The 17,071-nt window shown below is 68.3% G+C and carries 16 protein-coding genes; 5 read left to right on the top strand and 11 right to left on the bottom strand.

Going from position 1 to position 17,071, the window contains the following annotated elements:
- Nucleotides 1–13 precede the first annotated feature (13 nt).
- The 7 genes from ABDJ40_RS08285 to ABDJ40_RS08255 all read right to left on the bottom strand — a co-directional run bounded on the left by ABDJ40_RS08285 (nt 14) and on the right by ABDJ40_RS08255 (nt 7,698).
- Nucleotides 14–1,228 carry a pyridoxal-dependent decarboxylase, exosortase A system-associated gene (locus tag ABDJ40_RS08285; RefSeq protein WP_347608675.1) on the bottom strand — a complete coding sequence of 405 codons (1,215 nt, stop codon included), beginning with the start codon at nt 1,226–1,228 and terminating at the stop codon, nt 14–16.
- Nucleotides 1,225–2,814 (bottom strand): acyl-CoA ligase (AMP-forming), exosortase A system-associated, encoded by a 1,590-nt coding sequence (locus tag ABDJ40_RS08280; protein WP_347608673.1) that lies wholly within the window; start codon nt 2,812–2,814, stop codon nt 1,225–1,227. The genes ABDJ40_RS08285 and ABDJ40_RS08280 overlap by 4 nt, the downstream gene beginning before the upstream one ends.
- Nucleotides 2,798–4,222 (bottom strand): MATE family efflux transporter, encoded by a 1,425-nt coding sequence (locus ABDJ40_RS08275; RefSeq protein WP_347608671.1) that lies wholly within the window; start codon nt 4,220–4,222, stop codon nt 2,798–2,800. The genes ABDJ40_RS08280 and ABDJ40_RS08275 overlap by 17 nt, the downstream gene beginning before the upstream one ends.
- A 19-nt stretch (nt 4,223–4,241) precedes the next feature.
- Nucleotides 4,242–5,186 (bottom strand): 3-oxoacyl-ACP synthase III family protein, encoded by a 945-nt coding sequence (locus tag ABDJ40_RS08270; RefSeq protein ID WP_347608669.1) that lies wholly within the window; start codon nt 5,184–5,186, stop codon nt 4,242–4,244.
- Nucleotides 5,173–6,228 carry a 3-oxoacyl-[acyl-carrier-protein] synthase III C-terminal domain-containing protein gene (locus ABDJ40_RS08265; protein WP_347608667.1) on the bottom strand — a complete coding sequence of 352 codons (1,056 nt, stop codon included), beginning with the start codon at nt 6,226–6,228 and terminating at the stop codon, nt 5,173–5,175. Before ABDJ40_RS08265 ends, ABDJ40_RS08270 begins: the two co-directional genes overlap by 14 nt.
- On the bottom strand, nt 6,221–6,484 hold the full coding sequence (locus tag ABDJ40_RS08260; RefSeq protein WP_347608665.1) for an acyl carrier protein: 264 nt from the start codon (nt 6,482–6,484) through the stop codon (nt 6,221–6,223). The genes ABDJ40_RS08265 and ABDJ40_RS08260 overlap by 8 nt, the downstream gene beginning before the upstream one ends.
- A gap of 302 nt (nt 6,485–6,786) precedes the next feature.
- Nucleotides 6,787–7,698, bottom strand: a complete 912-nt coding sequence (locus ABDJ40_RS08255) for a YicC/YloC family endoribonuclease (RefSeq protein WP_347608663.1) — start codon at nt 7,696–7,698, stop codon at nt 6,787–6,789.
- Nucleotides 7,699–7,729: 31 nt separating this feature from the next.
- Between ABDJ40_RS08255 and ABDJ40_RS08250 the strand changes: the two genes are divergently transcribed.
- Genes ABDJ40_RS08250 through hemW form a run of 5 tightly spaced genes read left to right on the top strand, consistent with a single transcriptional unit; the run spans nt 7,730 to nt 12,250 of the window.
- On the top strand, nt 7,730–8,698 hold the full coding sequence (locus ABDJ40_RS08250; RefSeq protein ID WP_183102784.1) for a serine/threonine protein kinase: 969 nt from the start codon (nt 7,730–7,732) through the stop codon (nt 8,696–8,698).
- The gene (locus ABDJ40_RS08245) at nt 8,695–9,603 is read left to right on the top strand and encodes a PP2C family protein-serine/threonine phosphatase (protein WP_183102785.1); all 909 of its coding nucleotides are present in this window, start codon (nt 8,695–8,697) and stop codon (nt 9,601–9,603) included. The genes ABDJ40_RS08250 and ABDJ40_RS08245 overlap by 4 nt, the downstream gene beginning before the upstream one ends.
- Before the next feature lie 11 nt (nt 9,604–9,614).
- Entirely contained in the window at nt 9,615–10,349 is a 735-nt protein-coding gene (rph, locus tag ABDJ40_RS08240) for a ribonuclease PH (protein WP_269629513.1), read from the top strand.
- A 22-nt stretch (nt 10,350–10,371) separates the two neighbouring features.
- A complete protein-coding gene (rdgB, locus tag ABDJ40_RS08235; protein ID WP_347608660.1) occupies nt 10,372–10,986 on the top strand; it encodes an RdgB/HAM1 family non-canonical purine NTP pyrophosphatase in 615 nt (204 codons plus the stop codon).
- A gap of 43 nt (nt 10,987–11,029) precedes the next feature.
- A complete protein-coding gene (gene hemW, locus ABDJ40_RS08230; RefSeq protein WP_347608658.1) occupies nt 11,030–12,250 on the top strand; it encodes a radical SAM family heme chaperone HemW in 1,221 nt (406 codons plus the stop codon).
- Nucleotides 12,251–12,261: 11 nt separating this feature from the next.
- Here hemW and ABDJ40_RS08225 read toward each other — a convergent pair whose 3' ends face one another.
- The 4 genes from ABDJ40_RS08225 to ABDJ40_RS08210 all read right to left on the bottom strand — a co-directional run bounded on the left by ABDJ40_RS08225 (nt 12,262) and on the right by ABDJ40_RS08210 (nt 16,881).
- A complete protein-coding gene (locus ABDJ40_RS08225) occupies nt 12,262–14,049 on the bottom strand; it encodes a GGDEF domain-containing protein (RefSeq protein WP_347608656.1) in 1,788 nt (595 codons plus the stop codon).
- A 137-nt stretch (nt 14,050–14,186) separates the two neighbouring features.
- A complete protein-coding gene (locus tag ABDJ40_RS08220; RefSeq protein WP_269629509.1) occupies nt 14,187–15,281 on the bottom strand; it encodes a protein-glutamate methylesterase/protein-glutamine glutaminase in 1,095 nt (364 codons plus the stop codon).
- 21 nt (nt 15,282–15,302) lie between these two features.
- Nucleotides 15,303–15,971, bottom strand: a complete 669-nt coding sequence (cheD, locus tag ABDJ40_RS08215; protein WP_347608653.1) for a chemoreceptor glutamine deamidase CheD — start codon at nt 15,969–15,971, stop codon at nt 15,303–15,305.
- A 55-nt stretch (nt 15,972–16,026) separates the two neighbouring features.
- Entirely contained in the window at nt 16,027–16,881 is an 855-nt protein-coding gene (locus ABDJ40_RS08210) for a CheR family methyltransferase (protein ID WP_347608651.1), read from the bottom strand.
- Between the last annotated feature and the right edge of the window lie 190 nt (nt 16,882–17,071).

Here is a 17,071-nt window from a genome sequence, read left to right as displayed (position 1 = left end):
TCCTTGTCTGGCGCTACACCAGGATCTCGACAGGCAGGGGATGGCTCAGGAAGGCGCTCGGGCTGGCGCTGCGGCCGTAGGCGCCGGACTGGGCCACCACGAACAGGTCGCCGATCTCGGCGGCCGGCAGCACCACGTTGTCGGCCAGCCGGTCCAGCGGGGTGCACAGGCAGCCCACCACATGGCAGGTCTCGGTCTGCCCGCTGTCCATGCGGTTGCCGATGGCCACCGGGTAATTGCGGCGCAGGACCTGGCCGAAGTTGCCTGACGCCGCCAGTTGGTGGTGCAGGCCGCCGTCGGTGATCAGGAAGGTCTCGCCGCGCGAGACTTTCTTGTCCAGCACCCGGCACACATAGAGGCCGGCCTCGCCCACCAGGTAGCGCCCGAACTCCAGGATCAGCCGCGTGCCGGCCAGACGCCGGCGCAGGGGCGTCAGCCATTCCTGCATGGCCGCGCCCACGGCGCCGATGTCCAGCGGGCGCTCGTTGTCGAAGTAGGGGATGCCGAAGCCGCCGCCCATGTTGACGAATTCCAGGCTGTCGCCGGCCAGGTCGGCCAGGCGCATGACCAGCTCGGCGACGTGGCGCTGGGCGGCGATCACCGTACCGGGGTCCAGGCACTGCGAGCCCCAGAAGACGTGGAAGCCGACGAAGTCGAGGTCGCGCTCGGCGATGACCTTCAACAGCGCGGGCGCCTGCTCGACATCGACCCCGAACTGGCGGGGCCCGCCGCCCATGCGCATGCCGCTGCTGCGCGGCTGGAAGTCCGGATTGATGCGCAGGCCCACGCGCGGCCGCACGCCCAGCTCCCGGCCGATGCGCTCCACGGCCTCCAGCTGGTGGGCCGATTCGAGCGTGACGGTCACCCCCGCGCCCACGGCGCCGCGCAGGTCCTGCGAGGACTTGCCCGGCCCCGCCATCGAGACATGCCGGGCCGGCATGCCGGCGTCCAGGGCCATGCGCATCTCTCCGGCCGAGGCCACGTCGAAGCCGTCGACCAGCGAGGCCATGTGCTGGACCAGGGCCGGCATGGGGTTGGCCTTGATCGAATAGTGGATGCGCAGCTCCGGCGCCAGCATCTGGCGCAGCAGGGCCACGCGCTCGCCGAGCTTGCTGCGGTCGTAGACGAAGAAGGGCGTCTGACCGGCCCGTTCGGCCAGTCTTGGCAGGGGCAGGCCCCCGATCTCGAGGACGCCCTGGGGGGCCTTGTAACTTTCAAAGATGCTCATGCCGACTCCTTGCCGCTGCTGTACTCGTGCAGCAGGCCTGTGCGATCAAACTTGCCATTGGGGTTGCGGGTGATGGCCTCTCGCACATGCACCGCGTGCGGCACCATGTAGGGCGGGAGGCGCTGCTTGCAGTGCGCGAGGATGGCCTCGGGATCGGCCGCGAGGCCGGGCACCGGCGCCACCACCAGCGCGATGACCTGGCCCAGGCGCTCGTCGGGCAGGCCCAGGGCCACCACCTCGCCCACCAGGCCGCTGGCCAGCACGGCCTCCTCGACCTCTTCGGGACTGACGCGGTAGCCGGAGGTCTTGATCAGGCCGTCGTTGCGACCGACGAAGTAGAGAAAGCCCTCGGCATCGCGGCGCACCAGGTCACCCGACCACACCGCCGTTTCGGGCGGCAGCTCCGGGCAGGGCCGGGGCTCGGGAGACGGGCGAAAGCGCAGGGCCGTTCGCTCCGGGTCGCGCCAGTAGCCCTTGGTCACGAAGGCGCCCACGTGCACCAGCTCGCCGACCTCGTTGGCGGCGCAGGGGCTGCCGTCGGGCCTGACGACCAGGATGCGCGCATTGGGCACGGCCTTGCCGATGGAATCCGGGCGCCGTGCGGCTTCCGCGGGGTCCAGGTAGGTCGAGCGGAAGGCCTCAGTCAGGCCGTACATCAGGAAAGGGCTGGCTTGCGGGAACAGGGCGCGGAGGCGCTCCAGCACGGGGCGGGGCATGCGCCCGCCGGTGTTGGCGAAGTAGCGCAGGTGGCGTGTCGCTGCCGCGGGCCAGGAGGCGCCGCAGAGCTGGATCCACAGCGGCGGCACCGCCGTGATGCCGGTGATGCGCTCACGCTCGCACAGCTGGACCACGTCACCTGGCGCGATGTAGTTGAGCAGCACCACGGCGGCGCCCGCATGGAAGGCCGTGGTGAGCTGGCTCAGGCCGGCATCGAAACTCAGCGGCAGCACCGACAGGATGCGGTCCGTCGGGCCGTTGCCCAGGTAGTGGGCCACGCTCCAGGCCCCCTCCAGGAGGTTGTGGTGGGTCAGCATGACGCCCTTGGGCATGCCGGTGGAGCCTGAGGTGTAGAGAATGGCGGCGAGGTCGCTGTCGATAGTGCCGCTGTCGCCCGGATCGCAGGGGACATGGTCCAGCAGGACGGACCAGCGCACCGTGGCGGCCTGCCCCAGGGTCACGGGCGTGCTGCGGACCTGGTCGACGAGGAAGACCTCGCGCAGCTCGGGCAGCGCGGGCCTGTCGGCGGCCAGCAGGGACACCCGCGTGGCCGAGCTGACGAGGCCACGCGCGCCGCTGTCCCTCAGGATGTGGGCGACCTGGTCCGCCTTCAGCAGGGGATTGATGGGCACGCAGACACCGCCGGCCGCGGTGATCGCGAAGAAGGCTTCGACGGTCTCCTGGCGCTTGTCCAGGAGCAGGCCGATGCGTTCGCCGCGCGCCAGGCCGCGGGCGCGGAGCCCGGCCGCGCCAGCCAGGACCCGGTTGCGCAGCGTGGCGTAGTCGGTCCGGCGTTCGCCGTCGACCAGCGCCTCCGCCTTCGGTGTGCGCGCGGCACTGTTGCAGATGAGTTCAACGAGATTGCGCATGAGCTACCTCCGGTTGGGGGAAGATGTCAGACAGGTTGAGCAGTCGCTGGCGCACGCGACGCAGCAGGAGAACGATGGTCAGGCCGAAGCCCAGGCACATGCCCAGCCAGATGCCGACCGGGCCCAGCACCTCGCCCAGCAGCCAGGCGCTGCCGAGTCCGGCGATCCAGTAGCCGGCGAAGACCTGGAGCAGTGGGGCACGGGTGTCCCGGCAGGCCCGCAGCACGGCGGCGAAGACGACGGCCATGCCGTTGAAGGCCTGCAGCAGGGCGGCCAGCTGCAGCAGGGGCGTCGCGATGTCGAGCAGGGCCTCGCGGTCCTGGTGGCCAGCCGGCAGCAGCCAGCCGGCCAGCGGCGCCGGCGTCAGCACATAGACCAGGGCGATGGCCACGTGGAAAGCCAGCGCGATGCCACAGGACACGCCGACCACGCGCCGCACCTCGTCGGCATCTGTGCGGCCCAGGGCCAGGGACAGCCGGGTGAGCACCGTGTTTGACATGGCCAGCGGGACGATGAAGGCCAGGGTCACCCACTGCAGCGCGATGGCGTGGGCGGCCAGTGCCTGTCCGCCGTGACGGCCCATCAGCAGGGTGGCGCCGGTGAACAGCGTGTACTCGATGGCCATGACCGCGCCGATGGGCAGGCCGATGGCCAGCAGCCGGGGGATCCAGGCCGGTGCGGCCGTGTCCGGCGGGGGCGGCGCTGCAGGTGCTGCAGGTGCCGCCAGCGCTGTCCGTCCGTCCTGCCAGGCGAAACAGAGGGCGGCGAGGCCGTAGCTCAGCAGGTAGCTCCATCCCAGGCCCGCGAGCCCCAAGCCGTCCAGCTCGCCCAGGCCGTGGACCAGCAGGCGGTTGGCGAGGCCATGCAGCAGTGAGCAGGCGATCAGGGTGAGGGCCAGGAGACGTGCCTGACCCAGCAGCGGATAGGCCACGCGCCAGGCGGTGAGCCAGGCGGCCGGGAGCAGGGCCGGGGCCAGCGTGTCCGCATAGCTGCGCAAGGCCTGCACGACCGCAGGGGCCTGCCCGAGCCGCGGCACGGCGAAGGCGAAGAGCTGGGTGGCCATGGCGGCCGCCAGGCCCATGACGGAGGCGAGCAGCAGCCCCTGGGACAGGATCTGCCGCGCCCCCTGCCGGCCATCGGCCCGTGCCAGCGCAGCGCCCGTCAGCGGGGCAATGGCCTGCATCACGCCGAAGCAGAACAGCAGCAGCAGGGCGGTGAAGCTGTTGAGCAGGCCCACCGCCGCGAGTGCGGCCGAGCCCAGCGGCCCCACGGTGAAGAGGTCCATCAAGGGCATCAGCATCAGGGCGACCTGCCCGAGCAGCAGGTGGGCGCTCAGGGAGAGGGCCGTCCGCACTTCGCCAAACCAGGGCATGTGGCCCGCCTGGGCCTTCCAGGAGAATCGTTGCATGGGGTGTCCTGCCTCAGGTTCAGTGCTTCAGGACGAGGGCGCCGAAGCAGCCAGCCAGCCCGCTGCTGAACAGCAGGTAGTGACCGCCCGACGTCTTGCGCTCGTGCAGGAAGTTGATGAAGGGATCGCAGCCGAACACGTGGCCGATGCGAGCGAAGTTGTCGGTGTAGAGCCGCTCGGGCGGCAGGCGCAGCATGGACAGGACCAGTCGCCAGCCCTCCATGTTCACGTGGTTGGGCAGGATGCGTGTGAGGTCTGCGGGTCGCAGGCCGGCCTGCTGCAGCGCCGAGCGCATGGTGGCGAAGCAGGACCAGTGGTACTTCTCGTCCGGCACCAGGTCGTGGTTCTCGTCGGTGCCGCGGAAGAAGCGGCCGTCGGTGAAGAAGTGGTAGCCCAGCACCTGGTTGCGGGGCGCCTCACGCTCGACCAGGAAGGCACTGGCGCCATCGCTGTGCAGCGAGAGGTCCAGGATGCCGCGGATGGCGTCCGCAGCCGTGCCCATCAGGTCCACGGACACGATGATGGCGCGCTGGAGGTGCTCGTGCCGCGCCATCATCTGGCGGGCGATGCGCACCGCCAGCATGGGCGACACGCAGTTCTGCTGCGCGATGGAGAAGCTCAGTGCGTTCTGCAGCCCGCAGGAGGCCTGGATGTGCCCCGCGGTGCTGGTGGGCGGCGGCGCGATGCTGCTCTGCACCGTGTGGGTGTAGATCAGCAGGTCCACGCTGCGCGGCGCGATGTGGGCCTTGGTCATCAACAGTCGCACTGCCTTGATGCCCATGTCCACGGGTGATTGCGACATCGCGTCATGGAAGCAGCGGACGCCATTGGCCAGCATGGCCCGGATGCGCTGCTCGGACTGCCCGGTGCGCTGCCCCCATTCCTCGACCGACACCTTGCGCTCCGGGAGGTAGCAGGCTATGTCGGGGATGCCGACGGCGGGCAAGGTCTCAGTGATTCCCATGGCTCACTCCTTGATCCACATACTCGAGAACCGCGCAGGCCAGCGCACCTTCGAAACCCAGTCCCCACAGCAGCATGCGATCGCCTGGGTGGGCGACGGCTTGCTGCAGCAGCCTGTGCATGCGCACAGGCACCTCTGCGGCGCAGAGATAGCCGCCGTCCAGGATGTCGGCCGGTCCGCACCAGGCCTTGTGCAGTCCGCAGCGGCGGCGCACGCAGTCGGCGAGGTGGCGGCTGATCTGGTGCGGCACGAGGATGGCGATGTCCCGGGGGCTGCAGCCCGCCTCGCGCAGGGTGTCCAGGATCAGGGCGCACAGGCCGTCCAGGTTCAGTGGCAGCGGCTGGCCCTGGATGATGTGGCGGTAGACCTCGGCCGTGGGCGGCGGCGTCTGCACGCGGACGGCGCGCAGCATCCATCCCCGTGTGCAGCCGCGTTCCAGCAGCACCGCGCCGGCGCCGTCGCCCAGCAGCGTGGTGTGCCCGATCACTCGCGTGTAGGGCCAGGACCAGCGCTCGGCCGCGGCGACGACGATCCTGTCGTCCGTGCTCGTGGCCATCAGGTCCGCCGCCAGGGACAGGGCCATGAGGAAGGTCGCCCCCTGCAGCTGCCCGATGGCAAAGGGCACGCGGCCCTGTTGCAGCTCGGACTGCAGCCGGCAGGCGGCCGAGATCGTGACGTCGTTCTCCAGGCAGGTGTGGCAGACCAGAAAGGTCGACACAGGTGGCACCGTCGCCTCCCCGGCAGGCTGCAGCAGGTCCCGCGTCACCCGCAGCAGCAGCTCGGAGGCCTCGAGGGCCGGCTCGCTGGCCACGGCCACCATGCCGGTCACTTCCTGCAGGGTCGGCGCGTCATGCCCGGCCTGCGCGGTGTCCAGCGCCGTTCTTGCGATGCCGTGCATGCGCAGGTTTTCCTCGAAGCAGGCCTGCAGGAAGCGAGCCGTCCGGCCTTCGGCGTGCGGCTGCCTTTCGACCAGGAGCTGCACGAGACCGCGGCTGGCCGCCGGCACGTAGGCCGAGGAGGCGACGATGCCGATCTCATTCATGGGTCAGCTTCCGCTGGACGAAGTCCACCAGGCGGCTGTAGCGTGTGAAGAGGTCCGCCGACAACTCCTCGGGCATCAGCATCAGACCGAAGTGTTCCTCGATGCGCAGCACCAGCTCGGTCATGTTCATCGAGTCGATGCCCACGTCGAACAGATTGGTGTCCTCGTTCACCAGATCGACTTCGGAGCCGCCCTGCGCCAGGCCGCTCAGGCATGCCTTCAAGGTTTGGCTGATTTCAGTGGTGGTCGTGCTCATCAGACGTTTCTCCTATGGATGACTGTTGACGCCATGCGCTCATTGCTGCATTTGGCAGGGCCAGTCTAGGAATGCGTCTGGTGGTGCGTAACCTCTCCAAGCAGGGAGGGGCGACGGTGTGAACGGATGTCACAGGGTCAGGTCTTGCGCGCTGTCTGCGGGTGCTCGTCCGGACAGGGCGTGCGAGAGAGGGGGCCAGAGGGGGGCGAGAGGGGGTGCGACTTGCTAACGTGAAAAGTCAGCGTCCATTGCCGTCCTTCCCAGGATGGCAATGAATGGCCCGCGTGGACGCGGGCCCGGCCTTACTCGATGTTCTGCACTTGCTCGCGCATCTGCTCGATGGCGACCTTCATTTCCACCGACACATTGGTCAGTTCCAGTGCGGCGGACTTCGAGCCCAGCGTGTTGGCCTCGCGGTGCAGCTCCTGGATCAGGAAGTCCAGACGCTTGCCCAGCTCGCCGCCCTTCTTCAGCAGGCGGCTGATCTCGTCCAGGTGAGCGCGCAGGCGGGCCAGCTCCTCGGCCACGTCGATGCGGATGGCGTAGGCCGCGGCCTCGTTGAGCGCCCGCTCGCGCAGGGCCTCCTCGGGCAGCGTCTGGGCGGCGCCGGTGCTGGCCAGGGCTTCCTGCCAGCGTTCCAGGAATCGCTGCTGCTGGCGCTGCACCACGGCCGGTACCAGGGGCTCGGCCTGGTCGGCCAGCTGGCGCAGGGCGCCGATGCGCTCCATCAGGATGGCGACCAGCTTCTCGCCCTCGCGCTCCCGGGCCTCCACTAGGCCCAGCAGGCAGCGGCGGGCGGCGTCGACGGTGGCTTCGTCCAGCTTCTCGCTGGGCGTGCCGCCGCGGCACCATTGCAGGGCTTCATGCACCGTCAGGCCCTGGGCCTTGGGCAGCCAGGTCTGCACCGTGCCCTCCAGCCGGGCCAGGCGGTTGAGCTGCTCGGGCTGGGGTTGGGGCCAGCCACTGTCAGCATCTCGTTGCGTGTTGATACGAATCTCGATCTTGCCGCGCTTGATGTGTTGCCCGACGATGTCACGCAATGCGGGTTCAAGACCGCGCAGGTCTTCTGGCATGCGGAAGCTGAGATCGAGGAAACGCCCATTGACGGATCGGGCCTCCACGCTCACGCTGGCAGCGGATTGGACGCCGGTTTCGGGGTGTGGGACGGGTTGCGCACAGGCGCTGGCGTAACCCGTCATGCTGTAAACTGGCATGAGCTATCGGTGGAGCAAGCAAAACTCGATTATGTCAAAGCCGAAACCGGCCCCTTTGCCTGCGGGAACCGTGGTCGGGGGCTACCAGATCGTCAAGAAACTGGCAGCAGGCGGCTTCGGCGTGGTCTATCTCGCTGAAGATCCTGACCACCACCTCGTTGCCGTCAAGGAGTACCTGCCTGCCTCTCTGGCCGAGCGTTCGCCCGGCGAGTTGACGCCGCGCGTCAAGCCGGAGAAGCAGCCCCTGTACCGCCTCGGCCTGCGCAGCTTCTTCGAGGAAGGGCGCTCGCTGGCGCAGATTTCGCATCCGAGCGTGGTTTCGGTGCTGAACTTCCTGCGCGAGAACGAGACCGTCTACATGGTCATGAACTACCTGCAGGGGGACACCCTGCAGGACTTCATCGTGACCGCCCGGGACCTGAAGCGGGACAAGGTCTTCCGGGAATCCACCATCCGCTCGCTGTTCGACGAGATCCTCAAGGGCCTGCGCATCGTGCACCAGCACAAGATGCTGCACCTGGACATCAAGCCCGCGAACATCTTCATCACCAATGACAACAAGGCCGTGCTGCTGGATTTCGGCGCGGCCCGCGAAGTGCTGTCCAAGGAAGGCAACTTCATCCGGCCCATGTACACCCCGGGCTTTGCTGCGCCGGAGATGTACCGCCGGGACGGTTCCCTGGGTCCCTGGACCGACATCTACGCCATCGGCGCCTGCATCTACGCCTGCATGCAGGGCTATCCGCCCAACGACGCCCCCCAGCGTCTGGAAAAAGACCGACTCAGCCTCAGCCTCTCGCGCCTGCGCAACGTGTATTCGGACAATCTCATCGAAGTCACCGAATGGTGCATGTCTCTGGACCCCCTGTCCCGCCCGCAAAGCGTCTTTGCGTTGCAGAAGGAGTTGGCTCGTGAAACCGAGCGGCGCTACACGAAGCTGAGCTTCAGCGAGCGCCTCAAGCTTCAACTGGAGAACCTGAAGACCGGAGCCAAGGCGTGAAGTTCGGCGTCTACCAGGTGAGTCGCCGCGGCGGTCGCGAGAAGAACGAAGACCGCATGGGCTATTGCTACACCCGCGACGCGGGCCTTTTCGTGCTGGCAGACGGCATGGGCGGGCACCCCGAGGGCGAGGTGGCGGCGCAGATGGCCCTGGTCACCGTGGCCAGCATGTTCCAGCGCGAGGCGCAGCCCGTGCTGAAGAATCCCACCCAGTTCCTGGACGACGCGGTGCAGATCGCCCACCAGCAGCTGCTGCGCTACAGCCAGGAAAAGGGCCTGCCGGACACGCCGCGCACCACCATCGTGGTCTGTGCCATGCAGCGTGGCGTGGCCTACTGGGCCCATTGCGGCGATTCGCGCCTATACATGCTGCGCAACGGCGAGCTGATGGCCCGCACCCGCGACCATTCCTACAGCGAGCTCCAGGAGGCCCTGGGCCGCCATGCGGCGCAAGGCTCGGAGCGCTTCAACCGCAACGTGCTCTTCACCTGCCTGGGCAGCCCCGGCAAGCCCATGGTGGACATCTGCGGCCCCATTCCCCTGGAAGCGGGCGACCGCATCCTGCTGTGCTCCGACGGCTTGTGGAGCACCGTGGCCGACACCAGCATCGCCCAGTGCCTCTCTGCCCGCATCATTTCCGATGCCGTGCCGGAGCTGGTGGAGCAGGCCCTGCGCAATGGCGGTGCCCGCTGTGACAACGTCACCGCGCTGGCCGTCGAGTGGGAAGGTGATGAGGAACAGGAAGCCCTGGATTCCATCTCCACCGAAGGGCTGGACGAAGACTCCTTCGCCTCCACCATCCAGGCACGCGGCGAGGCTGGTGCCGAGCTGAGCGAAGCCGAGATCGAGAACAGCGTGCGCGAGATCCAGGAAGCGATCCGCCGCGCCGGCAAGAAACAAGCCTGAAAGGGTTCCCCATGACTGCGACTTTCCGACGCGCCGAAGAGCGCGCCGCGGATGCCCTGCGCCCTGTGCGCATCACCCGCCACTACACCCGCTACGCCGAAGGTGCCGTGCTGATCGAGTTCGGCAACACCAAGGTGCTGTGCACCGCCTCCGTCGAGGAGCGCGTGCCCCCGCACAAGAAGGGCTCGGGCGAAGGCTGGGTCACTGCCGAGTACGGCATGCTGCCTCGCGCCACCCACACCCGTGGCGACCGTGAGGCGGCCCGCGGCAAGCAGAGTGGTCGCACGCAGGAGATCCAGCGCCTGATCGGCCGCTCGCTGCGTTGCGTCTTCGACCTGGCCGCCCTGGGCGAGCGCACCATCCACCTGGACTGCGACGTGATCCAGGCCGACGGCGGTACCCGCACCGCCGCCATCACCGGCGCCTACGTGGCCGCGCATGATGCCGTCAGCTGGCTCCTGGCCCAGAGCAAGATCTCGCGCTCGCCCATCAAGGACGCCGTGGCGGCCATCTCGGTGGGCATTGTCGAGGGCACGCCCCTGCTGGACCTCGAGTACACCGAGGATTCGGCCTGCGACACCGACATGAACGTGGTCATGACCGGCAGCGGCGGCTTCGTCGAACTGCAGGGCACGGCCGAGGGCGCCGCCTTCAGTCGCGCCGAGATGAATGCGCTGATGGACCTGGCCGACAAGGGCATCCGCGATCTGCTCGCCGCTCAGCGCCAGGCGCTGGGCCTGGCGTGAGCCCGCTCGCGAGGAATCGATCATGAAGCTGGTGCTGGCCTCCAACAACGCCAAGAAGCTGAAGGAACTGCAGACGCTGTTCCAGCCTCTTGGCCTGGCCCTCGTCACACAGGGCGAGCTGGGCATTCCGGAGGCGGAGGAGCCGCATCACACCTTCGTCGAGAACGCCCTGGCCAAGGCTCGCCATGCCGCGGCGGCCAGCGGTCTGCCGGCCCTGGCGGACGATTCCGGCCTCAGCGTCGACGCCCTGGGCGGTGCGCCCGGCGTGCTGTCGGCCCGCTATGCCACGCTCTTCGGCCAGCCCAAGAGCGATGCTGACAACAACCGCGTCCTGCTGGAGCAGCTGGCCCTGGGCGGGCATGCCGCGCCCTTCAGCGCGCGCTTCGTCTGTGCCCTGGTCGCCGTGCGCAGCGCCGATGACTCCGAGCCCCTGATCGCCATGGGCCGCTGGAACGGCGAGATCCGCCGCGAGGCCGCGGGCGAGGGCGGTTTTGGCTACGATCCCCTGATGTTCATCCCGGCACTGGGCCAGTCCGTGGCCCAGCTGGACGCTGACACCAAGAACCGCCTGAGCCACCGCGCGCTGGCCTCCGCCAGCCTGCTGCAGCAGTTCCGCGAGGTCTGGCAGCTGTCTTGAATGTGATGGACGCCGGCCGCTGGGCGGCGCCAGGAGTCTGACCATGTCCCATCCCGATCGGCTGGCCGAGCTGATGCGCCCCGGCACCTTGAACCTGCCGGCCCTGCCGCCGCTCTCGCTGTACGTCCACCTGCCCTGGTGCCTGCGCAAGTGCCCCTACTGCGATTTCAACTCGCACGAATGGCGCGCCGAAGCCGGTGGCAGCGCCAGCCTGCCGGTGGACACCGCGCGCGCCTACCTGGCCGCGCTGCGGGCCGACCTTGAAGCCGCGCTGCCCCTGATCTGGGGCCGACCGGTGGTGAGCCTCTTCATCGGCGGCGGCACGCCCAGCCTCTTCGCACCCGAGCAGATCGCCGAGCTGCTGTCGGACATCCGCGCCCGTCTGCCGCTCGAGCCCGGCTGCGAGATCACGCTGGAGGCCAACCCCGGCACCTTCGAGAAGGACCGCTTTCGCGGTTTCCGCGAGGCCGGGGTGACGCGCCTGTCCATCGGCGTGCAGAGCTTCGACGATGCCAAGCTCAAGCGCCTGGGCCGCGTGCATGATGGGGCACAGTCCCGCGCCGCGGTGGCCGAGGCCGCCGAGGTCTTCGAGACCTTCAACATCGACCTGATGTACGCGCTGCCTGACCAGACCCTCGCCGAGCTGGATCAGGACCTGAGCCAGGCTCTGGCCTTCCGGCCGCCGCACCTCTCGGTCTACCACCTGACCATCGAGCCCAACACGCGCTTCGCCGTCGAGCCGCCGCCCGTGCCCGATGCCGACCTGGCCAGCGACATGCTGGACCTGATCACCGCCCGCACCGGCAGCCAGGGCCTGCAGCGCTACGAGGTCTCGGCCTATGCGCGCGAGGGGCATCGCTGCGCCCACAACCTCAACTACTGGCAGTTCGGTGACTATCTCGGCATCGGGGCCGGGGCGCACAGCAAGCTGTCCTTCCCGCATCGGGTGCTGCGCCAGGTGCGCTGGCGCGAGCCGGCGGCCTATCAGCGCGAGGCACTGGCCGGCAAGGCCGTCTCCAACGAACATGAGGTCAAGCGGGCCGAGCTGCCCTTCGAGTTCATGCTCAACGCACTGCGCCTGAAGGACGGTGTGGGCCTGCAGCAGTACCTGGAGCGCACCGGCCTGCCACCCTCGAGCATCGCGCGCGCCATGGCGGCGGGCCGCGAGAAGGGCCTGCTGCTGGCCGATCCCGCCTGCATCTGCGCCACGCCGCGGGGCTTCGACTTCCTCAGCGATCTCCAGGAACTGTTCCTCGCCGCTTGACCGCGGCTCACTCAGGCGGCCATCACGTAGACGCTCTGCTGCGCATGCTTGGCATGCCTCTTGGCGTTGGCGGCGGCGCTGGCAACGTCCTCCGCCCGGTGCAGGAGACCGGGGCTGATGCACACCACGCCCAGGCTCAGCGTGGTGCAGGGATGGAAGCGCAGATTGCCATGGCGGTCCTCGGCCATGATGCCGCCGGCCGCCAGGGCCTCGGCGTCGAAGAGGCCGCGGGCCAGCTCGTTGAAGCGGGAGCAGATCTGCTCGCAGCGCGCCTCCCAGTCGTCGCTCTGGAACAGGATGACGAAGTCGTCCCCACCCACGTGGCCCAGGAAGTCCCGCTGGCTGTCGCAGTGGCTGCTCATGACGCGGGCCGCCAGGCGGATCATCTCGTCGCCGCGCCAGTAGCCGTAGAGGTCGTTGTAGGGCTTGAAGTGGTTGAGGTCGGCATAGGCCGCGACGAAGCTGCGGCCGCTGGCCAGCAGGCGGCCGATGTGCTGGCTGATGGGGATGTTGCCCGGCAGGAAGGTCAGCGGATTGGCATGACGCGCGGCCTCGATGCGGGCCTCGGTCACCGAGCGCACCAGCTGCTCGCCCGTGCCCAGGCCGAGGTAGCGGCCCTCGCGGGTGATGATGAAGCCCTCGCGCAGGTAGCGCTGGTCGGCCGAGGTCAGCACGCGCGTGAGGGCATCCAGGCCGGTCTGTGCGTCGACGACCAGCGGCGAGGTGTTGGCGAAGAGCGTGCAGGCGTGGCGACCGTAGAGGTCGTTGAAGAAGGGCTTGGCCCAGCGATTCAGGAACTGGCTGCGGTCGACCAGGGCCACCGGCTGCTCCTGCGCATCCAGCACGGCCACGGCCTGCAGGCCTTCCTGCTCATTGAAGAAGCGGTAGAGCTGCTCATGCGTGGTCGACTGTGGCAGCGCGGGCGCCTGCTGGGCCAGGCTCTCCGCCGTGATGCCCGGACCGCCAGCGCGTCGCAGCTCGGGCAGCACGGCGATGTCGGCACTGGCCAGCACCGCACGGGCGGCGGGCAGCAGCTCGCGCGCGCCGCCGTCGCTGGGCCGTCCCAGCAACCAGCCCTGGCCATAGGAGACGCCCAGGTCGCGCAGCACGCGAAGCTCCTCGGGCTGCTCGATGCCTTCCGCCACCAGCTGCGCGCCGAAGGTCTCGGCCAGCTGCAGCAGGGCGCGGAAAGTCTGCAGCTTCTCGGCGTGCGCCGGCAGGTGCTGAGTGAAGTACTTGTCGATCTTGACGAGATTGGGCTGGATCTCCGACCACAGCCGCAGGCTGGAGCGCCCGTCGCCGAAATCATCCAGCGCGATACCCACGCCCAGGCGCCGCAGGCGCACCAGGCCGCGGCGCAGGCTGTCGATGTCGCTCACGCGCTCGTGCTCGGTCAGCTCCACGACCACGTCCGAGGGCGTGATGCCGTAGCGCTCGCACAGCCCCAGGCCGCGCTGCCAGTTCTGCTCGCTGAGCGCCATGCACAGGGCCGAGGCAGAGATGTTGATGAAGAGCTTGCCGGGCAGCCGGGCCTGCGCCCAGTCGCGCATGGCCAGCAGGGCGCAGCGGACCTCCAGCTCGACGCTGAGGCCTTCGCGGCGACCGGCTTCGAAGAGAGCGTCAGGAAACTCAAGCGGGCTGCCCGCCGGTCCGCGGACCAGTGCCTCGTGGCCATGGATGCTGCTGCAGTCCAGGGCGGCGATGGGCTGGAAGACCGTGCGCAGCTGCTCGGTGTCGATCAGGGCGCGAACGCTGACCGGGGCGCAGCGGGTATCAGGAACGGAGAAGGCCAGGGACATGGAAGCCACTGTGGACGCCCTCGATGACAGGGTGACGACCCTGATCCCCAGCTGACACGAATCGCCTCAGACCGTGAACAAGTCCGCAGTCGAAACGCCACCGCCGCGGGCCGGCGGCGGCAGGCAAGATCTGGCCCTCAGACGCGGTTGGTCGAGAAACCCGCCGTACTGCGCAGGCGTTCGATCAGGCGCGGCGCGATCTGGCCCAGGGGCAGGATTTCGTCCGCGGCGCCCGCGTTGATGGCCTCGCGCGGCATGCCGAAGACCACGCAGGTGGCCTCGTCCTGCACGAAGTTGTAGGCGCCGGCGTCCTTCATGACCTTCATGGCTCGGGCGCCGTCAGCGCCCATGCCGGTCAGCATGATGCCCAGGGCATTGGGGCCCACCACGCGCGCCGCCGAGTTGAACAGCACCTCGACGGACGGCTTGTGGCGGTTGACGGGCTCGCCGTCCTGCACCCGGGCGATGTAGTTGGCACCGGAACGCTCGACGCTGAGGTGCATGCCGCCCGGGGCGATGTAGCCGTGGCCGGGCAGGATGCGCTCGCCGTCCTGTGCTTCCTTGACGCGGATCTTGCACAGGCCGTCCAGGCGCGCCGCATAGCTCTTGGTGAAGCCAGGCGGCATGTGCTGGGTGATGACCACGGCCGGGCTGTCCGGGGGGAGGTTGACCAGCACGTCCTTGGTGGCCTCGGTGCCGCCGGTGGAGGCGCCGATGAAGATGATTTTTTCCGTCGACAGGCGGCCGATATTGGCCACGGTGACCGGCTTGGGCGCCACGGGGGCCTCTCCCGGCGCCGCGGCAGGCGCGGGCGCGTGATGGCGGCGGATGTGGGCCTTGGAGGCCACGCGGATCTTGTCGGTGATGTCCTGGGCCAGCTGGCGGATGCCGTCGGCCACGCCGATCTTGGGCTTGGCCACGAAGTCGATGGCACCCAGCTCCAGGGCCTTGAGCGTCACCTCGGCGCCGCGCTCGGTCAGCGTGGACACCATCACCACGGGCATGGGCCGCAGGCGCATCAGGCGGGAGAGGAAGTCCAGCCCGTCCATTTTGGGCATCTCGACGTCCAGGGTGATCACGTCCGGATTGAGGTTGCGGATCATCTCGCGGGCGGCCAGCGGGTCGGCAGCCGCGCCGATGCATTCCATGTCCGGTTGACGGTTGATGATTTCGGTCAGGATGCTGCGCACCAGTGCGGAGTCATCGACCACCACGACTTTGGTCTTGGCCATTTCTCTTTCCCTCGTTGCGCCTCAGAACAGATCGATGGAGCCGCCGGTCGCCACCACGGGCTGAGCCTTCTGGGCGGCGGCGCGATCCTGTTGCAGCAGGGCGTCGGTGTTGGTGGGGGCCAGTCGCTTCACCATGGCCTTGCCGCTGTGCGGCAGGAAGCAGACTTTTCTGGGGTAGACGTCCATGACGTCCTTGGAGACCACGGGAATGCGTTCCAGCTTGAGGTAGTCCAGCACGAAGTTGGTGTTGCGCTCGCCGACGTTGATGGTGTTCATGCCGCTGATCACGGCGCCGCCGCCGAAGATCTTGGCTTCCATGCGGCCCTTGGAGGCGCCGCGCTTCATCATCTCGTTGATCAGCAGTTCCATGGCGAAGGAGCCGTAGCGGCCCGAATCGCCGGCCCCCTCGGGCAGCATGAAGTGGTTCATGCCGCCGACCTGCGCATGGCGGTCCCACAGACAGGCCGCGATGCAGGAACCCAGGGTGGTCATGACCAGCAGGTCTTCGCTGTCGACAAAGTACTCACCGGGCAGGACCTTGACCGCGGCGTTCTTGAAGTGGGCGTCGTAGAAGAAGAAGGAGGCTTCACCCTGCTTGCGGGGCTGTGCCTTCAACTGGGCCACACGCGCGGCGCCGACGCCGCTGGCCTGCAAGGCGCTGACGGCTGATGAGGGGGAAGGCGTGCTCATGATGGTGTATCGGCCTGGGGGCTCGGGAAAATGGAGGGGCGGGCCGAGGCCCGGCTCAGACGCGCTCGTAAATGGTCTTGCCGCGCAGTCGGAACAGATCCTTGGATTCGGTGAAGTTCTCGGAGTGGCCGACGAAGAGCAGGCCGTTGGGACGCATCACCTTGTGGATGCGCTCCAGCACCTTGCGCTGCGTCGGGGCGTCGAAATAGATCATCACGTTGCGGCAGAAGACGATGTGGAAAGGCTCGCCCAGCTGCCACTGGTTGTTCATCAGGTTGAGCGACTTGAAGTCGATCCAGCGCTGCAACTCCGGCTTGACGCGGATGCGCCCTTCGTTGGCCCCCGTGCCCCGCATGAAGAAGCTCTTGAGGCGGGCCGGCGAGAGGCCGCGGGAGTCCGCGTTGTAGACGCCGCGCCGGGCCGTGTTGAGCACGTTGGTGTCGATGTCGCTGGCGACGATCTGCACCTGCGCGCTGCTGCCCAGGGCCTCTGAGCAGGTCATCGCGATGGAGTAGGGCTCCTCGCCGGTGGAGGCCGCGCAGCACCAGATGCGCACGGGTTTGCCCGCCAGCGGCTTCAGGTCGTCGGCCAGCGCATGGAAGTGGTGTTCCTCGCGGAAGAAGGAGGTCAGGTTGGTCGTCAGGCAGTTGACGAACTCCTGCCACTCCTGCTCGCCCTGGGGGCCGGTGGAGGATTCCAGCCACTGCAGGTAGCTGGCGAAGGAGTTGTAGCCGGTGTCCCGCAGCCGGCGGGACAGGCGGCTGTAGACCATGGCGTGCTTGCCGTCATGCAGGCTGATGCCGGCATGCTGGTAGATCAGTTGGCGCACGCGGTCGAAGTCGCTGCGGCTGAAACTGAACTCGTGGTCCACGGACTCGGCAACGGGGGACGCTGGCAGGGTGGGCCGCATGGATATTGCTCGCTGCTCCTGGTTGGTCGGCAAGGGCTTCTATGGCCCTGTCGAGTCGATTCTCGGGTGTTTTCCAGTGTCTGTGAGCCTGCCGTGGCAAGAATGTAAAAACTGGGAGGGGAGAACGGGCCAATTCGTGCCAGTTTGCGCACTTGGGCGCTGCTAGACTGCCCTGGCATCCTCAGGGGAC

The organism is Roseateles flavus (genome assembly GCF_039872765.1).
Taxonomy (GTDB): domain Bacteria; phylum Pseudomonadota; class Gammaproteobacteria; order Burkholderiales; family Burkholderiaceae_C; genus Roseateles_B; species Roseateles_B flavus.
This window is presented reverse-complemented; position numbering and strand designations above follow the sequence as displayed.

What these genes read in the sequence shown, in the direction of transcription:
- ABDJ40_RS08285 (WP_347608675.1), bottom strand. Translation starts at nt 1,228, where the DNA reads ATGAGCATCTTTGAAAGTTACAAGGCCCCCCAGGGCGTCCTCGAGATC.
- ABDJ40_RS08280 (WP_347608673.1), bottom strand. Translation starts at nt 2,814, where the DNA reads ATGCGCAATCTCGTTGAACTCATCTGCAACAGTGCCGCGCGCACACCG.
- ABDJ40_RS08275 (WP_347608671.1), bottom strand. Translation starts at nt 4,222, where the DNA reads ATGCAACGATTCTCCTGGAAGGCCCAGGCGGGCCACATGCCCTGGTTT.
- ABDJ40_RS08270 (WP_347608669.1), bottom strand. Translation starts at nt 5,186, where the DNA reads ATGGGAATCACTGAGACCTTGCCCGCCGTCGGCATCCCCGACATAGCC.
- ABDJ40_RS08265 (WP_347608667.1), bottom strand. Translation starts at nt 6,228, where the DNA reads ATGAATGAGATCGGCATCGTCGCCTCCTCGGCCTACGTGCCGGCGGCC.
- ABDJ40_RS08260 (WP_347608665.1), bottom strand. Translation starts at nt 6,484, where the DNA reads ATGAGCACGACCACCACTGAAATCAGCCAAACCTTGAAGGCATGCCTG.
- ABDJ40_RS08255 (WP_347608663.1), bottom strand. Translation starts at nt 7,698, where the DNA reads ATGCCAGTTTACAGCATGACGGGTTACGCCAGCGCCTGTGCGCAACCC.
- ABDJ40_RS08250 (WP_183102784.1), top strand. Translation starts at nt 7,730, where the DNA reads ATGTCAAAGCCGAAACCGGCCCCTTTGCCTGCGGGAACCGTGGTCGGG.
- rph (WP_269629513.1), top strand. Translation starts at nt 9,615, where the DNA reads ATGACTGCGACTTTCCGACGCGCCGAAGAGCGCGCCGCGGATGCCCTG.
- rdgB (WP_347608660.1), top strand. Translation starts at nt 10,372, where the DNA reads ATGAAGCTGGTGCTGGCCTCCAACAACGCCAAGAAGCTGAAGGAACTG.
- hemW (WP_347608658.1), top strand. Translation starts at nt 11,030, where the DNA reads ATGTCCCATCCCGATCGGCTGGCCGAGCTGATGCGCCCCGGCACCTTG.
- ABDJ40_RS08225 (WP_347608656.1), bottom strand. Translation starts at nt 14,049, where the DNA reads ATGTCCCTGGCCTTCTCCGTTCCTGATACCCGCTGCGCCCCGGTCAGC.
- ABDJ40_RS08220 (WP_269629509.1), bottom strand. Translation starts at nt 15,281, where the DNA reads ATGGCCAAGACCAAAGTCGTGGTGGTCGATGACTCCGCACTGGTGCGC.
- cheD (WP_347608653.1), bottom strand. Translation starts at nt 15,971, where the DNA reads ATGAGCACGCCTTCCCCCTCATCAGCCGTCAGCGCCTTGCAGGCCAGC.
- ABDJ40_RS08210 (WP_347608651.1), bottom strand. Translation starts at nt 16,881, where the DNA reads ATGCGGCCCACCCTGCCAGCGTCCCCCGTTGCCGAGTCCGTGGACCAC.